The organism is Burkholderia sp. 22088 (genome assembly GCF_052045915.1).
GTDB lineage: Bacteria > Pseudomonadota > Gammaproteobacteria > Burkholderiales > Burkholderiaceae > Burkholderia > Burkholderia cepacia.
The window spans coordinates 203,163-222,366 of sequence record NZ_JBQEPY010000007.1 but is presented as its reverse complement, the minus strand read 5'-3'; the positions used below and the strand labels follow the sequence as shown (position 1 = coordinate 222,366).

At 66.8% G+C, this 19,204-nt stretch carries 17 protein-coding genes; 15 read left to right on the top strand and 2 right to left on the bottom strand.

All coding sequences use genetic code 11. The annotated features are described in order from the left end of the window. Positions 1 to 15 precede the first annotated feature (15 nt). The 15 genes from ACTJLD_RS15795 (at position 16) to ACTJLD_RS15725 (ending at position 15,149) form a co-directional block, all read left to right on the top strand. Positions 16 to 969: an ABC transporter permease gene (locus ACTJLD_RS15795; protein ID WP_048027389.1), complete on the top strand. Its 954-nt coding sequence runs from the start codon at positions 16 to 18 to the stop codon at positions 967 to 969. Positions 970 to 999: 30 nt separating this feature from the next. Continuing rightward, a complete protein-coding gene (locus ACTJLD_RS15790; RefSeq protein ID WP_027792823.1) occupies positions 1,000 to 1,959 on the top strand; it encodes an ABC transporter permease in 960 nt (319 codons plus the stop codon). After that, positions 1,959 to 3,833 (top strand): ABC transporter ATP-binding protein, encoded by a 1,875-nt coding sequence (locus tag ACTJLD_RS15785; protein WP_440659253.1) that lies wholly within the window; start codon positions 1,959 to 1,961, stop codon positions 3,831 to 3,833. Before ACTJLD_RS15790 ends, ACTJLD_RS15785 begins: the two co-directional genes overlap by 1 nt. After that, on the top strand, positions 3,833 to 3,973 hold the full coding sequence (locus tag ACTJLD_RS15780) for a hypothetical protein (protein ID WP_226160106.1): 141 nt from the start codon (positions 3,833 to 3,835) through the stop codon (positions 3,971 to 3,973). Before ACTJLD_RS15785 ends, ACTJLD_RS15780 begins: the two co-directional genes overlap by 1 nt. Positions 3,974 to 4,030: 57 nt before the next feature. Further along, positions 4,031 to 5,308 (top strand): NAD(P)/FAD-dependent oxidoreductase, encoded by a 1,278-nt coding sequence (locus tag ACTJLD_RS15775; protein ID WP_059699669.1) that lies wholly within the window; start codon positions 4,031 to 4,033, stop codon positions 5,306 to 5,308. A gap of 107 nt (positions 5,309 to 5,415) precedes the next feature. Continuing rightward, the gene (locus ACTJLD_RS15770) at positions 5,416 to 5,880 is read left to right on the top strand and encodes a helix-turn-helix domain-containing protein (RefSeq protein WP_174393764.1); all 465 of its coding nucleotides are present in this window, start codon (positions 5,416 to 5,418) and stop codon (positions 5,878 to 5,880) included. A 91-nt stretch (positions 5,881 to 5,971) separates the two neighbouring features. Further along, complete coding sequence (locus ACTJLD_RS15765) at positions 5,972 to 6,706, top strand: cupin domain-containing protein (protein WP_060372550.1); 735 nt, start codon at positions 5,972 to 5,974, stop codon at positions 6,704 to 6,706. Between the two features lie 2 nt (positions 6,707 to 6,708). Beyond that, positions 6,709 to 8,034: an NAD(P)/FAD-dependent oxidoreductase gene (locus ACTJLD_RS15760; protein WP_146253078.1), complete on the top strand. Its 1,326-nt coding sequence runs from the start codon at positions 6,709 to 6,711 to the stop codon at positions 8,032 to 8,034. A gap of 192 nt (positions 8,035 to 8,226) precedes the next feature. Beyond that, positions 8,227 to 9,696, top strand: a complete 1,470-nt coding sequence (locus ACTJLD_RS15755; protein ID WP_440659252.1) for an aldehyde dehydrogenase family protein — start codon at positions 8,227 to 8,229, stop codon at positions 9,694 to 9,696. A gap of 69 nt (positions 9,697 to 9,765) precedes the next feature. Continuing rightward, positions 9,766 to 10,953, top strand: a complete 1,188-nt coding sequence (locus ACTJLD_RS15750; protein WP_334010927.1) for a M20 aminoacylase family protein — start codon at positions 9,766 to 9,768, stop codon at positions 10,951 to 10,953. A 965-nt stretch (positions 10,954 to 11,918) separates the two neighbouring features. Further along, entirely contained in the window at positions 11,919 to 12,185 is a 267-nt protein-coding gene (locus ACTJLD_RS15745) for a hypothetical protein (protein ID WP_124672355.1), read from the top strand. Positions 12,186 to 12,202: 17 nt separating this feature from the next. Continuing rightward, positions 12,203 to 13,846 (top strand): DUF2334 domain-containing protein, encoded by a 1,644-nt coding sequence (locus ACTJLD_RS15740; RefSeq protein WP_124544510.1) that lies wholly within the window; start codon positions 12,203 to 12,205, stop codon positions 13,844 to 13,846. A gap of 218 nt (positions 13,847 to 14,064) precedes the next feature. After that, positions 14,065 to 14,352, top strand: a complete 288-nt coding sequence (locus ACTJLD_RS15735) for a DNA methyltransferase (protein WP_124815056.1) — start codon at positions 14,065 to 14,067, stop codon at positions 14,350 to 14,352. Further along, a complete protein-coding gene (locus ACTJLD_RS15730; protein WP_124815057.1) occupies positions 14,349 to 14,780 on the top strand; it encodes an STM2901 family protein in 432 nt (143 codons plus the stop codon). Before ACTJLD_RS15735 ends, ACTJLD_RS15730 begins: the two co-directional genes overlap by 4 nt. 3 nt (positions 14,781 to 14,783) lie before the next feature. Continuing rightward, positions 14,784 to 15,149: a DUF1493 family protein gene (locus tag ACTJLD_RS15725; RefSeq protein ID WP_440659251.1), complete on the top strand. Its 366-nt coding sequence runs from the start codon at positions 14,784 to 14,786 to the stop codon at positions 15,147 to 15,149. Positions 15,150 to 15,376: 227 nt separating this feature from the next. On the opposite strand, the gene ACTJLD_RS15720 is transcribed toward ACTJLD_RS15725, so the two are convergent. Then, positions 15,377 to 17,335, bottom strand: a complete 1,959-nt coding sequence (locus ACTJLD_RS15720) for a phosphatase PAP2 family protein (RefSeq protein ID WP_440659250.1) — start codon at positions 17,333 to 17,335, stop codon at positions 15,377 to 15,379. Between the two features lie 335 nt (positions 17,336 to 17,670). Continuing rightward, positions 17,671 to 19,191 carry a diguanylate cyclase gene (locus ACTJLD_RS15715; protein WP_440659249.1) on the bottom strand — a complete coding sequence of 507 codons (1,521 nt, stop codon included), beginning with the start codon at positions 19,189 to 19,191 and terminating at the stop codon, positions 17,671 to 17,673. Between the last annotated feature and the right edge of the window lie 13 nt (positions 19,192 to 19,204).

Here is a 19,204-nt window from a genome sequence, read left to right as displayed (position 1 = left end):
CGGGAGTGTCGCTTCATGAACCGAATTCTCATCGGCCTGATCGTCCGACGCATCGCGGTCACCGCGCTGACGTTGCTGATCGTGTCCGCGATCATCTTCACGATCACGAACCTGCTGCCCGGCGACGCCGCGCAGGCCGCGCTCGGCCAGTCGGCGACACCGGAGACGGTTGCCGCGCTGCGCCAGCAGTTCGGCCTCGACATGCCCGCGCACGTGCGTTACGCGCACTGGCTCGCCGGCCTGATGCACGGCGATTTCGGCCGTTCGCTGTCCGGCGACATGCCGGTGTCGGAGATGATCGGCGGACGCCTGCCGAAGTCGCTCACGCTTGCGGCGATCACGACCGCCGTGTCGGTGCCGATCGCGCTGCTGCTCGGCATCCTCGCGGCGGTCAAGCGCGAGTCGCTGGTCGACCGCGTGATCAGCCTCGGCACGCTGTCGCTCGTCGCGACGCCGGAATTCCTGATCGCGACCGTCGCCGTGCTCGTGTTCGCCGTGAAGCTGCGCTGGCTGTCCGCGTTGTCGTACAGCGGCGAGATCGAAAGCCTGCACGATTTCCTGCGTGCGTATGCGATGCCGGTGCTGACGCTGTGCGCGGTCGTGATCGCGCAGATGGCACGCATGACGCGCGCCGCGGTGATCGAGCAGTTGAGCGCGTCGTATGTCGAGATGGCCGTGCTCAAGGGCGCGAGCCCCGCACGCGTCGTGCTGCGCCATGCGTTGCCGAACGCGATCGGCCCGATCGCCAATGCGATCGCGTTGAGCCTGTCGTATCTGCTCGGCGGCGTGATCGTCGTCGAGACGATCTTCAACTATCCGGGCCTCGCGAGCCTGATGGTCGACGCCGTCAGCAACCGCGATTTCCCGCTGGTCCAGGCGTGCACGATGATCTTCTGCGTCGCCTACCTGACGCTCGTGCTGTTCGCCGACCTGTGCTCGATCGTGTCGAACCCGCGACTGCGGACCTGACCGTCCCGTCCTTCTTCCGAGATGCCGCCCATGCACCCGACCGACCCCGTTCAACGCAGCAACACGCTGCCGCCGTCCGGCGAACCGCGCCCGCCGTGGGGCGGCGCGACGCCGCCCGCCGCCCCGGCCCCCGACCAGCCGCGCAAGCGCCGTTCCGCACGCATCGAATTGACGGCCGGCGGCCGTGTCGGCCTGTCGATGGTCGGGCTGATGCTGTTCATCGCGGTGTTCGCCCCGCTGCTCGCGCCGCACGACGTGGGCGCGATCGTCACGCCGGACGTGTTCGCGCGGTTCAGCGCGAAGCTGCCGTTCGGCTCCGACTTCCTCGGCCGCGACATGCTGAGCCGGATCCTGTACGGCACGCGCCTGACCGTGCTGCTCGCGCTCGCCGCGGTGCTGCTCGCCGCGCTGACCGGCACGACGCTCGGGCTGCTCGCGACCGTGTCGGGCCGCGCGGTCGACGAGACGATGAGCCGGCTGCTCGACGCGCTCACGTCGATTCCGTCGAAGATGTTCGCGCTGATGTTCGTCGCCGCGTTCGGCTCGTCGCTGCCGCTGCTGGTCCTGACCGCCGCGGTCAGCTACATGCCGGGCTCGTACCGGATCGCGCGCGCGCTGGCGGTCAACATCAGCACGCTCGAATTCGTGCAGGTCGCGAAGGCGCGCGGCGAGAGCGCGCTGTATATCGCGTGCGTCGAGATGCTGCCGAACATGATTCATCCGATGCTCGCCGATACGGGCCTGCGCTTCACGTTCGTCGTGCTGCTGCTGAGCGGCCTGAGCTTTCTCGGGCTCGGCGTGCAGCCGCCGTATGCGGACCTCGGCTCGCTCGTGCGCGAGAACATCGCGAGCCTCGGCGACGGTTCGGCTGTCGCGATCATGCCCGCGGTCGCGATCGCGATCCTGACGGTGGGCGTCAACCTGTTGATCGACGGTCTGCCGCATCGCGGCCGCCGCAAGGGCGCGGCCGCGGCCGCCGGAGAACACTGATGCGAGATCAATCGACTCCGCTCGTCGAGGTGCGCGGGCTGCGCGTTGTCGGCGGTCGCCCGGGCGCCGCGGAAACGACGATCGTCCACGACGTCGACTTCGAGATCGGGCGCGGCGAGGTGCTCGCGCTGATCGGCGAATCCGGCTCGGGCAAGACGACGATCGCGCTGTCGCTGATGGGCCACGCGCGCACCGGCTGCCGGATTGCCGGCGGCTCGGTGAAGATCGGCGGCACGGACGTCTGCAGGCTGTCGGCGTCGGGCCTGGCCGCGCTGCGCGGCCGCAAGGTCGCGTATATCGCGCAGAGCGCGGCTGCCTCGTTCAACCCGTCACGCACGATCCTCGACCAGGTGATCGAGAGCGCGCTGATTCACCGGACGATGTCGAAGCGCGAGGCGCAGGCAAAGGCGGTCGAGCTGTTCCGCGCGCTCGCGCTGCCGGAGCCGGAGACGATCGGCAAGCGCTATCCGCACCAGGTGTCGGGCGGGCAGTTGCAGCGGCTGATGGCCGCGATGGCGCTGATCACGGATCCGGAGCTCGTGATTCTCGACGAGCCGACCACGGCGCTCGACGTCACCACGCAGATCGACGTGCTGCAGGCGTTCAAGAGCGTGATCCGGCGCTACGGGATGAGCGCGGTCTACGTGTCGCACGACCTGGCCGTGGTCGCGCAGATGGCCGACCGGATCGTCGTGCTGAGCGACGGCGTGATCCGCGAGACGGGCGACACCGAACAGATCCTGCATGCACCGGCGCACCCGTACACGCAGAGCCTGATCGCGGCGGTCACGCCGAACGATGCGCAACGCGACGGCAAACCGGCGCCGGCCGACCCGGCGCCGTTGCTCGAGGTGCGCGGCGCGGTCGCCGGCTACGGCGGCCGCAACGCGAAGGGCTGGCCTGCGAAGCTGATCCTGAACGAAGTCGACCTGCGCATCGGGCGCGGACAGACGGTCGGCGTGATCGGCGAATCGGGCTCCGGCAAGACGACGCTCGCCAAGGTGATCGCGGGCCTGGTGCCGGCGGCGGCCGGGAAGATCCTGCTCGACGGCGAGCCGCTCGCGCGCGATATCGGCAAGCGCACCAAGGAGCAGCACCGCCGGGTGCAGATCGTGTTCCAGAACGCCGACACCGCGCTCAATCCGGTGCATACCGTCGAGCGCACGCTCGCGCGGCCGCTCGCGTTCTACCACGGGATCAAGGGCGCGCGTGCGCGGCAGCGCGTCGCGGAGCTGCTCGAACTCGTGCGGCTGCCGCAGGCGGTGGCCGCGCGGCGCACCGGCGAGCTGTCGGGCGGGCAGAAGCAGCGCGTGAACCTCGCGCGCGCGCTCGCGGCCGAACCCGACCTGATCCTGTGCGACGAAGTCACGTCGGCGCTCGACACCGTGGTCGGCGCCGCGATCATGGACCTGCTGCGCGACCTGCAGGCGAAGCTCGGCGTGTCCTACGTGTTCATCACGCACGACATCGCGAAGGTGCGCGCGATCAGCGACGACATCGTCGTGCTGTATGCGGGCCGCCGCGTGGAGACGGGCAGCCGCGACGCGCTGTGCGCGCCGCCTTATCACCCGTATTCGCACCTGCTCGTGTCGTCCGCGCCGGAGCTGCGCGCGGGCTGGCTCGACGATGCGGCCGAGCGCTGCCATCGGCCGCTGGTGCCGATCGGCGAGCGCGCGGACGACGGCGAGCTGTGTCCGTTCCTGTCGCGCTGCGCGATGCGGGTGGACGGCGTCTGCAACCGGACGCCACCGGTGCTGCGCAAGCTCGACAACGGCGCGCAGGTGCTGTGCCATCGCAACGAGGAAGACCTGGCGCGCTTCCAGGCCGAGCCGACGCAGGCGGGTGCCGCGCCCGGGCAGCCCGTGCAGCTGTAATGCGCGACACGCCGCCGTTCGGCGCGCGCGACGTGGCGGCCGGTGCACCGCATAGTCTGCTGCGGCGGTCGCGCAAAACGGCGATTTGCGCGCGTGCCGCGCGCGAATACGCGGCAACTGCGGTTTTTGATGGTGATTAAATGATTTCCCGTGAACGGCAGCCGATCGTCGTCGCCAACAAGCTCGAGAAGGACCCGATGAAATTCGAATCGTACTGGCTGGATACCCGCCCCGCATTTCGCGCGGGCTGCGAGGGCCCCGTCGAAGGGCGCGCCGACGTGGTCGTGATCGGCGGCGGCTTTACCGGCTTGTCGGCGGCGCTCGCGCTGGCGCAGCGCGGCGTATCGGTGGTCGTGCTCGAAGCCGCGCAGGTCGCGGGCGAAGCGTCCGGCCGCAACGGCGGCCAGTGCAATACGGGCGTCGCGCAGGATTACGCGTCATTGGCCGCGCGCATGGGCGCGGAGCCGGCGAAGCAGTTCTATCGCGCATACGAAAGCGCGGTGAAGAGCGTCGAGACGATCGTCGCCGAACACGCGATCGACTGCGATTTCCGGCGCGCGGGCAAGCTGAAGCTCGCCGCGAAGCCGCAGCATTTCGCGGGGCTGGCGAAGACGTTCGACGCGCTGCGGCGCGACGTCGATCCGGACATCGAACTGATCGAACCCGAGCGGATTCGCGATGAAGTCGCGTCCGACGGCTTCTACGGCGGACTCCTGCAGCGCAACGGTGCGCAGATGCACATGGGCAAGTTCGGTGTCGGGCTTGCGCACGCGGCGGTGCGCGCGGGTGCACGCGTCTACGAGCATGCGGCCGTCACGCAGCTGGACCGGCTCGACGGCGAGCGGCACGCGATTACCTGCACGCGCGGCAGGATCGTCGCCGATCGCGTGCTCGTCGCGACCGGCGCATCGCAGCACGGCCCGTTCGGATGGTTCCGGCGGCGCATCGCGCCGGTCGGCAGCTTCATCGTCGTGACCGAGCCGCTCGCCGACGCGCAGTTGAACCGGCTGTTCCCGCATCGCCGTGCGTACGTGACGTCGCGCCAGATCGGCAACTACTTCCGCGTGACGCCCGACAACCGGCTGCTGTTCGGCGGCCGCGCCCGCTTCGCGATGTCGAGCCCGCGCTCCGACGCGAAAAGCGGCGACATCCTGCGCGCCGGCATGGCCGGCTATTTCCCGGAACTGGCCGACGTCCGGCTCGACTACTGCTGGGGCGGGCTGGTGGACATCACCGCCGACCGGCTGCCGCGCGCGGGCCAGCACGACGGACTCTATTACTCGATGGGCTACAGCGGCCACGGCGTGCAGATGTCGGTGCACATGGGCCGCGTCATGGCCGACGTGCTGTATGGCGCGACGGCCTCGAATCCGTGGCGCGAGCTCGACTGGCCGGCGATGCCCGGACATTTCGGGCACGCGTGGTTCCTGCCGTTCGTCGGCGCGTATTACCGGGTGCAGGATTTCCTGCACTGAAGCGGGCGCCGGGGAGAATTCAACATGAAAGCGCGTTTCGTTTGCCCGTCAGCGGGCGTTGCCTCGCCGGCCGTGACACCGCAGGCGGCGACATGAGGACTGCCAGCATGCTCGACCTGATTCGCGATTCGGTCGAAGACACGACGCCATGCACGCCGCGCGTCGCGCGGCCCGTCTCGCCGGCGATCGGCGATGTGCTGCGCACGATCGACGCGTCGTTCGCACAGCCGCTGAATCTCGACACGCTCGCGGCGGTGGCCGGGTTGAGCGTATCGCGTTTCACCGCGCGCTTTCGCAGCGAAACCGGGTTGTCCCCGCACCGGTATCTGTGCCTCGTCCGGGTGCGGCGCGCGCAGGACCTGTTGCGTGCCGGTGTGGCGCCGTCGGTCGTCGCGACCGACGTCGGTTTCTTCGATCAGAGCCATCTGTGCCGGCATTTTCGGCGGGTGCTCGGGATCACGCCGCGCGATTGCGTGGTCGCGCGACCGGGCGGTGCATCGGCGCGCACGACGTCGGCGCGCGCGCACACCGAACGCCGCGCGGGCGCAAGCGCGGGCGGCGTGCACACCTGACGGGATTCCGGCGGGTTCGCCGGCGAACGGAGATTTCCAATATTGCGCGACGGTTTTCGATCCGGCCGCCGCGCACTGCAGAGGAGCAGAAATGACCGCAGCTTTCGTGTTGCATCGTGCCGACGGCGCGCCTTGTTCCACCTCGTTCCGCAAGCAGGCATTCGGCGAGGGCGATCCTTTTGCGCGACATCGGGAGATCGCCTGGGAAGGCCCCGACTCGATGGCCGCGGGACGTATCGCCTTCGTCGGCGAACTCGACGTGGCGCGCTTTCCGCACATCGAAACGATCGCGGTCATCGAAGGCGAGCTGACGCTCGAAGCGGCCGGGGCCGCTCCGCTGGTGCTCGGGCCGGGGGAAGGGGCAGTCATCGGCGCCGGCACGGCGCTTCGCATCACCGCGGAATCGCGCGTGTTGTTGATGTTTTGCGCAGCTGCGTGCACGACGCCGACGAAACACGGCCTGTTTCCGCTGCGGGCCGACGCCGACTTCAAGCCTTCCGCATCGCTGCCGCCCGAGGTGCTGCTCGGCCCCGCACCGCAATGCCGCAGCGACAACGTGTTCCTCGACGACGGTGCCGGGTATTGCGCCGGTACGTGGGATTCGACGCCCTATCACCGGATCGTTCGCCCGCATCGCGTCAACGAGTTCATGCTCCTGCTGGCCGGCAGCGTGCGATTCGCCGCCCCCGACGGCAGCGTGCTGTCGCTCGGCACCGGCGATGCGCTGTTCGTGCCGCGCGGCGCATCGATCGGGTGGGAAAGCAGCGAACGCGTCGCGAAGTTTTACGTCGTGCAGAACGTACGTGCCTCAACCGAACGAGACTGACCATGTCCCCACCGCTGCGCCTTATAGAAACCTCGCCCACGCCGCCGGCATCGGCCGACGTCGTCGTGATCGGCGGCGGCATCATCGGCGTCTTTACCGCCTATTACCTGGCTCGGCGCGGGGTATCGGTCGCGCTCGTCGAGAAGGGGCGAATCGGCGCCGAGCAGTCGAGCCGCAACTGGGGCTGGTGCCGGCAGCAGAACCGCGACGAACGCGAATTGCCGATGGCGAGCAAGAGCATCGATCTGTGGGAACGATTCGCCGCCGAATCCGGCGAAGACACCGGCTTTCATCGCTGCGGGCTGTTGTATCTGAGTAACGACGAGGCCGAGCTGTCGCGCTGGGCCAACTGGGGCGAGTTCGCGAAGACCGCGGGCGTGACGACGTACATGCTCGACCGCAAGCAGGCCACCGAGCGCGGGCATGCGACCGGGCGGACGTGGAAAGGCGGCGTCTTTTCACCGACCGACGGCACGGCCGACCCGGAGAAGGCAGCACCGGCCGTCGCCGCCGCACTGATGAAGCTCGGCGGCAGTGTCCACCAGCACTGCGCGGCGCGCGGCATCGAACTCGAGGGCGGGCGTGTCGCCGGCGTCGTCACGGAGGCCGGCGTCATCAAGACCAGGACGGTCGTGCTTGCCGGCGGCGCATGGGCGTCGTCGTTCTGCCGCCAGCTCGGCATCCGCTTTCCGCAGGCGTCGATCCGTCAGTCGATCCTGAGCGTGTCGCCTGTCGAGCATCCGCTGCCGGGTGCGATGTATACGTCCGGTGTGTCCGTGACGCGCCGCAGCGACGGACGCTACGCGCTGGCGATCAGCGGTCGCGCGCGCGTGGACGTGACGCCGCAGTTCCTGCGATTCGCGCCGCAGTTCTTGCCGATGTTCGCGAAGCGCTGGCGCAATCTTCTGCCGGGCTGGCTCGAAGGCGTGCGCGGCGGGCATGAAACGCTGAAGCGCTGGCGGCTCGATGAACCGACGCCGATGGAGGCGGTACGCATTCTGGATCCGAAACCGGACATGCCGACGGTCAATGAGACCCACCGCCGCGCCGCCGAACTGTTTCCCGAACTTCGCGACGCGAAGATCACGCACGCATGGGCCGGCTTCGTCGACAGCACGCCGGACGGCGTGCCGGGCATCGGCGAAGTGCCGGGTGTGCCGGGGCTGATCCTTGCCGCGGGCTTTTCCGGTCACGGCTTCGGCATCGGGCCGGGCGCCGGGCATCTGATCGCGGATCTCGCGACCGGTGCGCAACCGCTGGTCGACCCGGTGCCGTATCGGCCGGAACGGTTCAGCGATTCCGCGTGGGGCAAGGTCGCGGATTTCTAGTACGCGGGGCGACGGCGGCCACGGCGCGGACCGTGGTCATGCCGATGGCGCGAATCGTCGACGGACGGTCGACGGACGCGCCGCTCTCAACCTGTCGACAAGCTTCGATCGGCCCGTTTTATCCGACCGCTTCGGCAGACTGTCGTTCGTGCCGTTCGCGGGCGTGCAGCACCGCCTCAAGGACATCCTGCAATGAATTCATCCGTCATTTCCCCCGTTCGTCACCTGATGCAAGCCGGCAGGCTGGATCGTTTCTTCATCGACGGCGACTGGGTCCTGCCCGACGGCGGCGACCGGTTCGCGGTCGTATGTCCGTCCACCGAGGACACGGTGTGCGACATCCCGCTCGGCAGCGCACGTGACGCCGACCGGGCCGTCACCGCCGCGCGCCGCGCGTTCGAACGGTGGTCGGCCACTTCGCCGCAGGCGCGCGCCGCGCTGCTCGATCGCATCCACGCGTTGATGCTGGAGCGGGCGGAACTGTTCGCCACGGCGCTGGCCACCGAGATGGGTGCGCCGATCGCCTATGCGCGCGCCGCGCACGTGCCGCTCGCGGCCGAGCATATCCGGGTCGCGCGCGACAATCTCGCGCGCTATCCGTTCGTTTCCCGACGCGGGACGACCGCGATCGTGCGCGAGCCGATCGGCGTGTGCGCGCTGATCACGCCGTGGAACTGGCCAATCTACCAGATCACCGCGAAGGTCGGCCCGGCGCTCGCGGCCGGTTGTACGGTCGTCCTGAAACCCAGCGAGCTGTCGCCGCTCAGCGCATTGCTGTTTGCGGAGGTAATCGCCGATGCGGGGGTGCCGGCAGGCGTATTCAACCTGGTGAGCGGCAATGGTGCGGAGGTCGGCTCCGCGCTTTCGTCGCATCCGGAGGTCGACATGGTGTCGATCACCGGATCGACCCGCGCGGGCGTGCTGGTCGCGCAGGCAGCCGCGCCGACCGTCAAGCGCGTCGCGCAGGAACTCGGCGGCAAATCGCCGAACATCGTGTTGCCGGATGCGGACTTGCAACTGGCGATCGCACCCGGCGTGGCCGCCGCATTCAGGAACATGGGCCAGTCGTGCAGCGCGCCGACCCGCATGATCGTGCCGCGCGCCGTACTCGGCGCGGTCGAGGCGCTGGCCGTCGCGGCAGTGGAGCGGCTGATGGTCGGCGATCCGTTCGCCGAGGCGACGACGCATGGGCCGCTTGCCAATCGCGCGCAATTCGGGCGGGTCGCGCAGATGATCGATGCAGGCATCGACGAACGGGCGAAGCTCATCGCCGGCGGCCCGGGGCGGCCGGCGGGATTCGATCGGGGCTTCTACGCGCGGCCGACCATTTTTTCCGACGTGCGCACCGACATGACGATCGCGCAACAGGAGATTTTTGGTCCGGTCCTCGCGATCCTTCCCTACGACACCGTGGAAGAGGCGATCGCCATCGCGAACGACACGGTGTACGGGCTCGGCGCGCATGTGCAGGGCAGCGACCACGAAAGCGTACGCGCGGTGGCCGCCCGCATCCGGGCGGGGCAGGTGCATCTTAACTATCCGGCATGGGATCCGCAGGCGCCGTTCGGCGGCTACAAGCAGTCGGGCAACGGCCGCGAGTACGGGATCGAAGGGATGGAGGACTACATGGAAATCAAGTCGATCATCGGCTTTTACGACTGACGCAGCCGCTGCGTGCGAACGCGGCGGCAGCACGGACTGGAAGCCGTTTATTTTCGGAAGGTGCCGAAATTGGAAAAACCTGTCATTCCCGATACGTCGCTGCAAGCGCATCACGCGCACTGGGCAAGGCTGCGGCGCGATCTGCATGCGCATCCCGAGCTGCGATTCGAAGAACACCGGACGGCCGACGTCGTTGCCCGCGAGCTCGACGCGCTCGGTTATGCGGTATCGCGTGGGCTGGGCGGCACGGGCGTCGTCGCGAGCCTGCCCGGTGCGGATCCGGCGCGCGGCATCGTGCTGCGTGCGGATCTGGATGCACTGCCGATCCAGGAAGCCAACGACTTCGCGCACGCATCGTGCACGCACGGGATCATGCACGCATGCGGGCATGACGGCCATACCGTCATGTTGCTCGGCGCCGCGCGCATCCTGAAGGAACTGCCGCCATTGCCGGGTGCCGTTCATTTCGTGTTTCAGCCGGGAGAAGAGGGCGGCGCGGGCGCGCGCAAGATGATCGACGACGGGCTGTTCGAGCAATACCCGACCGAAGCGGTGTTCGGCATGCACAACTGGCCGGGTTTGCCCGCCGGGCATTTCGGATTGCGTACCGGCCCGATCATGGCCGCGGGCTCGCGCTTCAGGATCAAGGTGACCGGCAAGGGCGCGCACGCGGCGCAGCCGCACCTGGGCATCGATCCCGTTCCGCTCGCGTGTTCGATGGTGCTGCAGTGTCAGACCATCGCCGCGCGGCACAAGGATCCCGTGGACCCTGCGGTCATTTCCGTCTGCATGATCCATGCGGGCACGACGGACAACGTCATTCCGGACAGCGTCGAGCTGCGCGGGACGATCCGCACGCTGTCGTCCGCGTTGCAGCAGAAACTGCAGACAGATGTGCAGCTCACATGCGAGGGGCTGGCGCGCGCGTATGGCGCGCAGGTCGACGTCGAGTTTTTCCAGTATTACCCGGCGACGGTCAACACGCCGGCCGAGACGGCGCTGTGCGAAGCGGTGATCGGCGACACGTTCGGTGGCGAACGCCTGTACCGCGACGTGCCGCCGAACATGACGTCGGAGGATTTCGGCTTCATGCTGGAGGAGCGGCCCGGCGCTTACGTGCTGATCGGCAATGCGCCGGAGGGCGCGGCGGCACCGTCGCTGCATCACCCGAAGTACGATTTCAACGACGAAATCATCCCGGCCGGTGTCCAGTATTGGGTCGCGCTGGCGCAGCATTACTACAGGCGATCGTCGTGAACCTGTGCCTGATATCGGGGCGCGGCATCGTGCTGCGCTAGATATGGGACGTGCGCACGCTGCTCGACAGCGTGCGCACCCGTGCAGGTGCTGCCAGGCGTCGCGCAGCCCGCGAACGTGCGGGCGTCGACTTTCTGGCGGACGGATTCGGCCGCATGGCCTGGCCGGCCGTGTTCGGTGTCAACCTCCGCCGCGTCACGGCCGTCGTATCGTCAGGCCACGCTGCCGAGGCGCGGCGCCAAATGACCGCATGCGATGAAAGCCATCCTCGTAGCTGATTGACGATTGCAGGAAGATCGTCTTTTGTCATACGACAAAGGTTTCACGCTCCCGGACAAGTTCGCGTGGCCATGGGCGAATTGCGCCAGACAGGACCGTCTTCACGGAACAGCGCAAATTCTCAGGATCGAAACGTTCCTACATGCAGGCCGTCGAGCCACACGATTCGTGATCCATAGCATTTTTCACCCCACCGGCTCGGCCGCAAACCAGGCGCAGAGTCGAAATGCATTTCCTCTCCCCCTGCCGGCATCGATGATCCCTGGAGCCGGTACCACCGTACATCGCCGCCCCGCGTTTCTTTGGCGTTACGTTTTTTTTGCGTTGCGATGTCGTCCTCCTTCGTCTGTTGCCGGCCCGCTTCGGTGGAACGGTGCCTGGCATCGTTAATGCATGTGTGGTCGGTGTGATGAGCAAACGAGGGCCGCAGCTGCACGCTCGACACACGCATCGGGTGTCTGCCGTTTGCGGGTGCAGTCGCGGTCATCACAGGGCGACGTGACCGACGCCGGTGGCGGTTCCGTCGTCACGCGAGTGACGATGCGTGGCGCAATTCGTATGAGGTTGTTTCAGGCATCGACGTCCCCCAGGGTTCGCGATCGCCAGACACTCAATGCTCAGGCCAGGCGTTGTTCCGATGACATACCTCCGGTTTTCACGCAGAGACCAGTGAAAGGAGTTCTCCAATGAAATCCCCACTCAAGCTTGCCGTAGCATGTGCAGCGATCTTGTCCGCGACGGCATTGATGAGCCCCGTTTGCAACGCGGGAGCGTCCGGTGCTTCCGCCTCACACAAACGCGTCGAGCCGCCACCGCGCGCGGCCGTCGCGACGGAGATCGTGCCGGGCGTGGCGGAAGACGAGAAACGGAATGCCGAGCGCGAGCATGGCAGGGGACCGACCTTCAACGAAGGCAAACATCGTCGGGCCAACGGCGACATTCAGCGCGACTAAGCACGAAGGAGATCACAATGAAGAAGCTCATCCTCGCATGGGTGCTGGTGCTCGGATTCGCATTCGGCCAGATGCCATCCACCGTGCTCGCCCAGACCACCACGGCGAACGTCCTCGTGCTCTATGACGCCCCACCGAACGACCCGTACACGAAACTCGGCATGGCTTACGCGATCATGCTGCGCAATCTGCTTGGCCATTTCAACACCAATGTCACGCTTGCGCCCGTCGACAGCTATACGGCCGGAACCGTCGAAAAGTACCAGGCGACTTTCTACCTGGGGAACTATTACAACAACACCCTTCCTGCCGCATTTCTGTCGGACGTCGTCAAGACGTCGAAGACGGTGGTCTGGTTCAAGGACAACCTGTGGGAAGTCGCGTGGGATCCGTCGTACAACTTCACGGCCCGCTACGGATTCACCTTTAGCGGGATCAGCGGGCTGGCCTACGCGCCGACCAGCAGCAACCCGAACCCGGACTTCTTTGACACGGTGCTCTACAAGAACATGAGCATGGTCAAATACTATGCGTTCAACGCGAGCACCGGCGTCGTCAGCGCGGACCCGGACATCGGCATCACCGCGGTGTCCGACGCGACGAAGGCCAGTGTACTCGTCACCATCAAGGACAGTCAGACCGGTGCGCAGGCGCCGTATGTCATGCGCGCGGGCAATTTCTGGTACTTCGCCGACATGCCGTTCTCGTACATCGGGCCGCGCGACCGGTACCTGGTGATCTGCGATCTGCTGCATGACATTCTCGGGACCAACCAGCCGGTGCTGCATCGCGCGATGGTGCGTCTGGAAGACGTCAACGCGTTCACGACCTCGTCGTCGATGAAGACGCTGACCGACTACATGTATTCCAAGAAAATTCCGTTTTCGATTGCGACCATCCCGCTGTACCAGGATCCGCTCGGCGCCTATAACGGCGGTGTGCCGCTGACCGTACACCTCGCGCAGGCGAGCAGCCTGAAGCAGGCGCTCAATTACGCGCTGATCCGGGGCGGCAGTATCGTGATGCACGGTTACACGCATCAATACAATTCGACGCCGAATATCGACAACGCGGTCAGCGGCAATGACTACGAGTTCTGGCTGGCGACGCAGAACCGTCCGGTGGACGAAGATTCGACACAGTGGGCATCGAACCGTCTGAAAGCGGGCCTGCTGGAACTGTCGACGAACGGCTATGTTCCATTTGCGTGGGAAGCGCCGCACTACCAGTCGTCGCCTCTTTCGATCAAGGCCGTTCCGCCGCTGTTCAAGACGACGTACCAACGGGTCGTCTACTACACGTCGGATAAGCCGAACCTGAATTCGACCGCGCCGAATCACGATTTTTCGGTCGGGCAATTCTTCCCGTACATCATCAATACCGACTATTACGGGCAACGGGTGCTGCCCGAGAACCTCGGGAACATCGAATACAACATCTGCGGTATCGATCCGTTCTCGTGTCTGTCGTATACGTGGCAGGATCTCTACACGAATGCACAGTACGCGCTGACGGTTCGGGATGGTTTCGCGTCATTCTTCTTCCATCCGTTCTGGCTCGAGCCCGATCTCGGCACGCCCGGGTTCCAGGATTTCCAGAGCCTGGTGAACGGGATCACCGGTCTCGGCTTTCAGTGGGTCGCCGGGAATGGCGTCAAGTAGATGATTCCGGAGTCGGGAGGGAGCCGGGGAGCCGGGCTCGACTCCCTCGCCGGGTTCGATGGCGCTACGTTTCACTTCGCCTGATGGGGAGTGAGATAAATCCAAGGGGATCGGGCCGGAAAATCTGCTCGCGGCCGCACACGTTTTTCTATTGCGCCCCGCCGTACTGGCAGACCGAGGGCTACGGCGTTGCATTTCCGTTCGAGGAGTACGAGCAGATGGCGGCCACCATGCGGACCCGCGCCGGCAAGATCATGGTCAGCATCAACGACCATCCGGATATCCGGCGGGTGTTCGAGGGGTTCGAGATGGAGAAGGCCAGCCTCAACTACACGGTAGGCAAGAGCGGCCGCGATGCCGCGCGCGGCGAGCTGATCGTGTACAGCGGGGATCGGGCGGCCGCGCCGGCCGGGCTGTTCCAGAGGCAATGCGGTAAAGTATCGCCTTCGCAGGGGGCCACGCTGAGAGAGCAGCGCCCTTGCTGGACCAGGAGAAAAATTGAATAGCCGAAAACCGCTACACCTTCGGCACCTGGCACAATCTGCGGCCCGTCGACGCCTTTGCCCTGGTGGCGCTCGACGAGATACGCAAGCAACTCGGCCTGGACGATCTGGCCGCCGCGTCGGCAATGTTGCTCGGTGAGGGCGACGTTCCTGTTCCGGGCAAGTTCGCTGGTGCTACGCCGGGGACTTCCGTCGCCTCGCTTGCCGCCCGGAAACTGTTTCCCCAAATACTGCCGTTTCGCCTGCCGATGATCACGGGCGTCGGGTTGTCCGGTATTCGAATCTCCTTCACCCGCCGCCTCGGCGCGTGGGTCGGCCGGACGATTCCGGTCGTAGGCGAGGTGTTCCTGGCTCGCGATGCGTTCCTGATCATGCGCAATACCGTGACGACCTACAACCGACTCGTGAAGCCCGAGGATCGGGTGCTCTGAGCCATGAAAGACGATACCTGGGAACGTTTTGAAGCCTTCACCCGTAAGGAACTCGGCCGGCCATTGTTCGGTGGCCAGTTGAACCTTCAGCCGGAATCGCGGCTTGAGGAGGATCTCGGCGTGACTGGCCTGGATGGGGTTGAGTTCATCGACAAGTGGGCCGAGACGTTCGGCGTCGACGCCCAAGGGTTCCCGTACCGGCGCTATTTCGGCCCGGAAGGCCAGGAACTGCTGTCGTCGCTCATTGGGATGTTCGTGAAGCGGCTGCGGCCGCCGAAGCGCCACCCGCTGACGCTCGGCATGCTGGCGGAGGCAACGCGACGTGGGAAGTGGGATACGGACGCGATCGAGGCTGCTGCAGGGGAGTGATCGTATTTGATAGGACCGGTCGGCATAGCCGACCGGTCTTTTTCATTGGCGGAAATATAGTTGAGCCACGTGAAATTTTTCCATCCACCCATTTATCGCGCTTCAGCCGGTGCATTTATCGCGCGCGGCTTCATTCGTCGGAACGAGCGAGACGCGGCGCACGGTCGTTTCGCATGGACGTCGCCGCCGGTCGGAGGCGACGTCGCACGGATCGATCGCTGTGCCGGTTACGCCGTCGACAGCACGATCGACACCCCCGTCGCCGTATAGACCGGCGTCGCCTTGAAGCCGTCGACGGTCACCGTCGCGAATTTCGCGGCGCCCGCTGCCGCGTCGATCAGCGCGATGGTGTCACCGGCCTTCGGTGCATAACCGTTCACGAACTTCACGTGCAGCGCGCCGCCCGCGACGGTGAACGCGCCGCCCACGCGCAGGCGGCCGCCGCCGTTGCCGTCGATGTCGAGTTCGAGCGTCGTGTTGTCGAGCTGCGTATAGCGCGTCGCGATCGTGACGGGCGCACCCGCCGCGATCCGGATGCCGCTGCCGGCGCCGACATACACGTCGCCGTTGCCGAACGCCGTCGCGGACGCCGCGGCGAGCGTGCCGCCGCTGACCTGCGTGCCGCCCGTATAGCTGTTGTTGCCCGCCAGCGTCAGCGCGCCGCTGCCTTGCAGCGTCAGCTTGCCGGTGCCCGTAATGTCGTTGCGCCACAGGTCGGCGGCGTTGAGGCCGCCCTTCGACGCATCCATCGCGACGATCACGTTGCCGTTGAATGCGCCGTAACCGTCGGCGGCGGCGAACAGGTTCAGCCGGCCCCAGCCTTCCGCATCGTCCATCACCGGGTAGCCGGACGGCAGTTCGGTGGTCTTCAGCACGACGCGCCGCTGATCCGCGCCCAGGTACGGGAAACGCGTCTGCAGCAGGATCTCCGCCCCCTTCGGCACGACCGGCGGCGCACCGGTCGCGTCGAGCGCGCCGAAGCCGTAGGTCATGCGGCGCGCGAAGGCCGCCTTGTTCGTCGCGTAGTCGGCGAAGCGGTCGGTCGCCGTCGTGCCCGACCGTGCGAATGCCGCGAACGTCGAACCGGTCGTGCCGGTGAGCTGCTGCAGCGTCTGGTGCGCCTGCCCGTAGGCGGCCTGCGCGTCGTTCGCGTACGCCGCGAGATTGGCCGCGCTGATCGCCAGCGCGAGCATGCGCCCGCCGATCACGTCGAGCGGCGAGTGCATGCCGGCGAGGATGCGGTTCTCGCCGAGTTCGAGGCCGCGGCTGACCATTTCCTGGTAGCGCTCCGGCACGAGCCACGCCATCGTCACGGCGTCGCGCATCGCTTCCGCCTGGTGGCCGCTGATGAACCCGCCGTCGGTCGCGGGCGTCGTGCTTTCCGCGGGCACGAGCGTGGGGGCGACGACGACACCCGTGCTCCAGCGGTACGGCCGCGCATACTTGTAGAAGCGTTTCGCGGGTTCGGTCGACGCGTTGTTGCCCATCTCGTTGAGCAGGTCGACGACTTTCCCGAAGCTCGCGTTCGCGCTGCCGCCCACGCCCACGTTGTTGCCCGTGTCGTTGTACAGGACGGTCGTCGCGTCGGCCGGCACGCTGGTGATGCTGGTCGTCTGCTGCGCGGCGGTGCGCCATGCGGAAGTGAGCGGCCCCATGCCGTCGGTCACGCTGTAGCCCTTGCCGCGCCGGTCGTCGTAGTACGCGGCGTCGGCTTGCTGCGGCGTGCGTGCGGTCGTCGCGTTGACCACGTATTGCACGTTCGCCCGCAGCACCGCATCGTTCAGGATCGTGCCGCACGGCGTGCCGTTGCCGGGCAGCCCCGTGCAGGTCGACGGCGAAATGGCCGGAAACGCGCCGTTGGCCGGCGCGCTCACGCCCGCATCGACGAGCATCGTCGACGGCTGCCACAGGTCGAGGAAGCGGCTGACCACGCGCACCGCGGCGTTCGTCGACAGCGTGGCGTAGCGCGCGTCGCCGCGCTGGTTGGTCGCGACGTTGTCGACGAAGGCGGGCACGCTCGGAACCGGCGCGCTGTCGACGAAACCGGGATCGGCCGGCGGCGCCGGCATGGCCGCGCTGGTCGGGGTGGTCGAGGCGACATCGTCGCCGCCGCCGCACGCGGCGAGAACGATCGCGCTCGACAGCGCGGCGACATGCAGCGGGAAACGGCTTCGTGACGCAAACATGCAAGACTCCATCCTGATGGTCAAAGATGGCGAATTGTGGTGACGATTCGTTACGCGGCCGTTAAGGATTTGTTGCGTGTCGTACTCCGTGCGCGAAAATTCCCACTATCTGGTTAATTCCAGATACTGAACATCTCGGATGCCATTTTTACGCACCCGAGACGGATATGTAGCGGCGTGCCGCTACGCGCCGGCCATACGCGTGGTGGAAAGTCCGGCGGCCTCGATATCGAACAACGATCCCTGTTGCCGCAACGACCCATGACGGAACAGTGGCCCGGGGCAATCGTTGGTGTGCAACCCGCGGCCCGGAGCCGCGACTCGACCCGTGGCCGTCATGCCGAGCGCGCGGACGGCTCCGTTTCCGCGCAACACACCCGGTTTCGGCCTTCGCGCTTCGCGCGGTAAAGCGCCATGTCCGCCTGATGCGACAGCGCGTGCACGGAGGCGGGGCGTGCGCGATGGCCGGTCGCGCAGCCGATGCTGACGGTGAACGGCGGAACGGGTTCCGCGAACCCGTCGAGCCGGTTGTGTTCGACCTCGCGGCGAATCGCCTCCGCGACCTTCGCGGCACCGCGTTCGTCGGTGTCGGGCAGCACCGCTACGAACTCTTCGCCGCCGTAACGCGCGGCGAGGTCGCCGCGCCGCTGCGTATGGGCACGGATGCATGCGGCGAGGAACCGGAGCGCCGTGTCGCCGCGTGCATGCCCGTATCGGTCGTTGTACTGCTTGAAGTGGTCGGCATCGATGAACAGCACCGACAGGCTGCCGTCGTGGCCGCGCTGGAGCCGTTCCCATTCGTCGGCCAGCGCGACGTCGAGCGCGCGGCGGTTGCGCAGGCCCGTCAGCGGATCGGTGCGCGTGAGGTCGGTGAGCAGCGTCTGCTTGCGAAGGTTGTCCCGCAACGCGAACGCGAGCAGCCAGACGACCGCGCAGAAAAGCGCGCAGAGGAGCGACGCCGACACGCCGACCGACCACGACATCCGGATGAAACCGGCCAGCACGTCGGCTTCGGCCGGCGCGACGACGGCGATCAGCGGTGTGCCGGGCACCCGCTGGAACGTATAGAGCCGCAGCGTTCCGTCGATGCGCGAATGCGCCGCATAAAAACCCGAATCCTGGTTCAGCATGCGATCGAAGGCTTTCGAGCGGCGCAGGCGAACCATCTGGTGATCGTTCAGCGACGGGTTGCGGGCGAGGATGGTGCCGTCCGCGCGCACGATCGCGCTGATGCCGTGCGGCCCGACGTCCAGCCGGGACAGCAGCTGATCGAAATAGGCGAGGTCGATCGCGACCACCGCGATGCCGTTGAACGTGTGGTCCGGTCGTTCGATGCGCCGGGAGAGCGCGATCGATTCCGTGCCGCCGCGCGAGCGCGCGCGATACGCCTCCGACACGTAAAGGCCGACGTTCGGCGAGTCGCGATGGACCTTGAAATAGTCGCGATCGCCGAAGTTCCAGTGATGGGACGGGCCGCAGCACGCGTCGATCAGCCGGCCGTCGCGGTCCGTCACGCCCATCCCCGTCACGTATTGCGCGGCCGCGCGCTGGAACAGCAGGTCGTGCCGCAGCCCGGCGTCCATGCGTCGCACCTCCGGCTTGCCGAGATCGGCGGAGAGCGCGATCAGCGCGTTGTTGGACGTTTCGACGGTCCGCGCGATCTCGCTGACCAGCACGGCGGCGACGTTGCGCGACGTTTCGTGCGCGTGCTCGACGACTTCGCTTCTCGTGGCCCAGAGCGTGGCCGCGCTGATGCCGATCGCCGCGAGCGACATCAGGGTGCCCAGCGCGCCGACGACAAGATGGTTTCGTCCCGCCCAGTCGGCGATTTTCTCGATGGAGGTGGATGCGGACATGCTGGCGCTCGCA

Excerpts from the sequence above, each read along its gene's own strand:
- ACTJLD_RS15795 (WP_048027389.1), top strand. The coding sequence starts at position 16 with ATGAACCGAATTCTCATCGGCCTGATCGTCCGACGCATCGCGGTCACC.
- ACTJLD_RS15755 (WP_440659252.1), top strand. The coding sequence starts at position 8,227 with ATGAATTCATCCGTCATTTCCCCCGTTCGTCACCTGATGCAAGCCGGC.
- ACTJLD_RS15760 (WP_146253078.1), top strand. The coding sequence starts at position 6,709 with ATGTCCCCACCGCTGCGCCTTATAGAAACCTCGCCCACGCCGCCGGCA.
- ACTJLD_RS15780 (WP_226160106.1), top strand. The coding sequence starts at position 3,833 with ATGCGCGACACGCCGCCGTTCGGCGCGCGCGACGTGGCGGCCGGTGCA.
- ACTJLD_RS15715 (WP_440659249.1), bottom strand. The coding sequence starts at position 19,191 with ATGTCCGCATCCACCTCCATCGAGAAAATCGCCGACTGGGCGGGACGA.
- ACTJLD_RS15720 (WP_440659250.1), bottom strand. The coding sequence starts at position 17,335 with ATGTTTGCGTCACGAAGCCGTTTCCCGCTGCATGTCGCCGCGCTGTCG.
- ACTJLD_RS15775 (WP_059699669.1), top strand. The coding sequence starts at position 4,031 with ATGAAATTCGAATCGTACTGGCTGGATACCCGCCCCGCATTTCGCGCG.
- ACTJLD_RS15785 (WP_440659253.1), top strand. The coding sequence starts at position 1,959 with ATGCGAGATCAATCGACTCCGCTCGTCGAGGTGCGCGGGCTGCGCGTT.
- ACTJLD_RS15770 (WP_174393764.1), top strand. The coding sequence starts at position 5,416 with ATGCTCGACCTGATTCGCGATTCGGTCGAAGACACGACGCCATGCACG.
- ACTJLD_RS15765 (WP_060372550.1), top strand. The coding sequence starts at position 5,972 with ATGACCGCAGCTTTCGTGTTGCATCGTGCCGACGGCGCGCCTTGTTCC.
- ACTJLD_RS15745 (WP_124672355.1), top strand. The coding sequence starts at position 11,919 with ATGAAATCCCCACTCAAGCTTGCCGTAGCATGTGCAGCGATCTTGTCC.
- ACTJLD_RS15725 (WP_440659251.1), top strand. The coding sequence starts at position 14,784 with ATGAAAGACGATACCTGGGAACGTTTTGAAGCCTTCACCCGTAAGGAA.
- ACTJLD_RS15790 (WP_027792823.1), top strand. The coding sequence starts at position 1,000 with ATGCACCCGACCGACCCCGTTCAACGCAGCAACACGCTGCCGCCGTCC.
- ACTJLD_RS15735 (WP_124815056.1), top strand. The coding sequence starts at position 14,065 with ATGGCGGCCACCATGCGGACCCGCGCCGGCAAGATCATGGTCAGCATC.
- ACTJLD_RS15740 (WP_124544510.1), top strand. The coding sequence starts at position 12,203 with ATGAAGAAGCTCATCCTCGCATGGGTGCTGGTGCTCGGATTCGCATTC.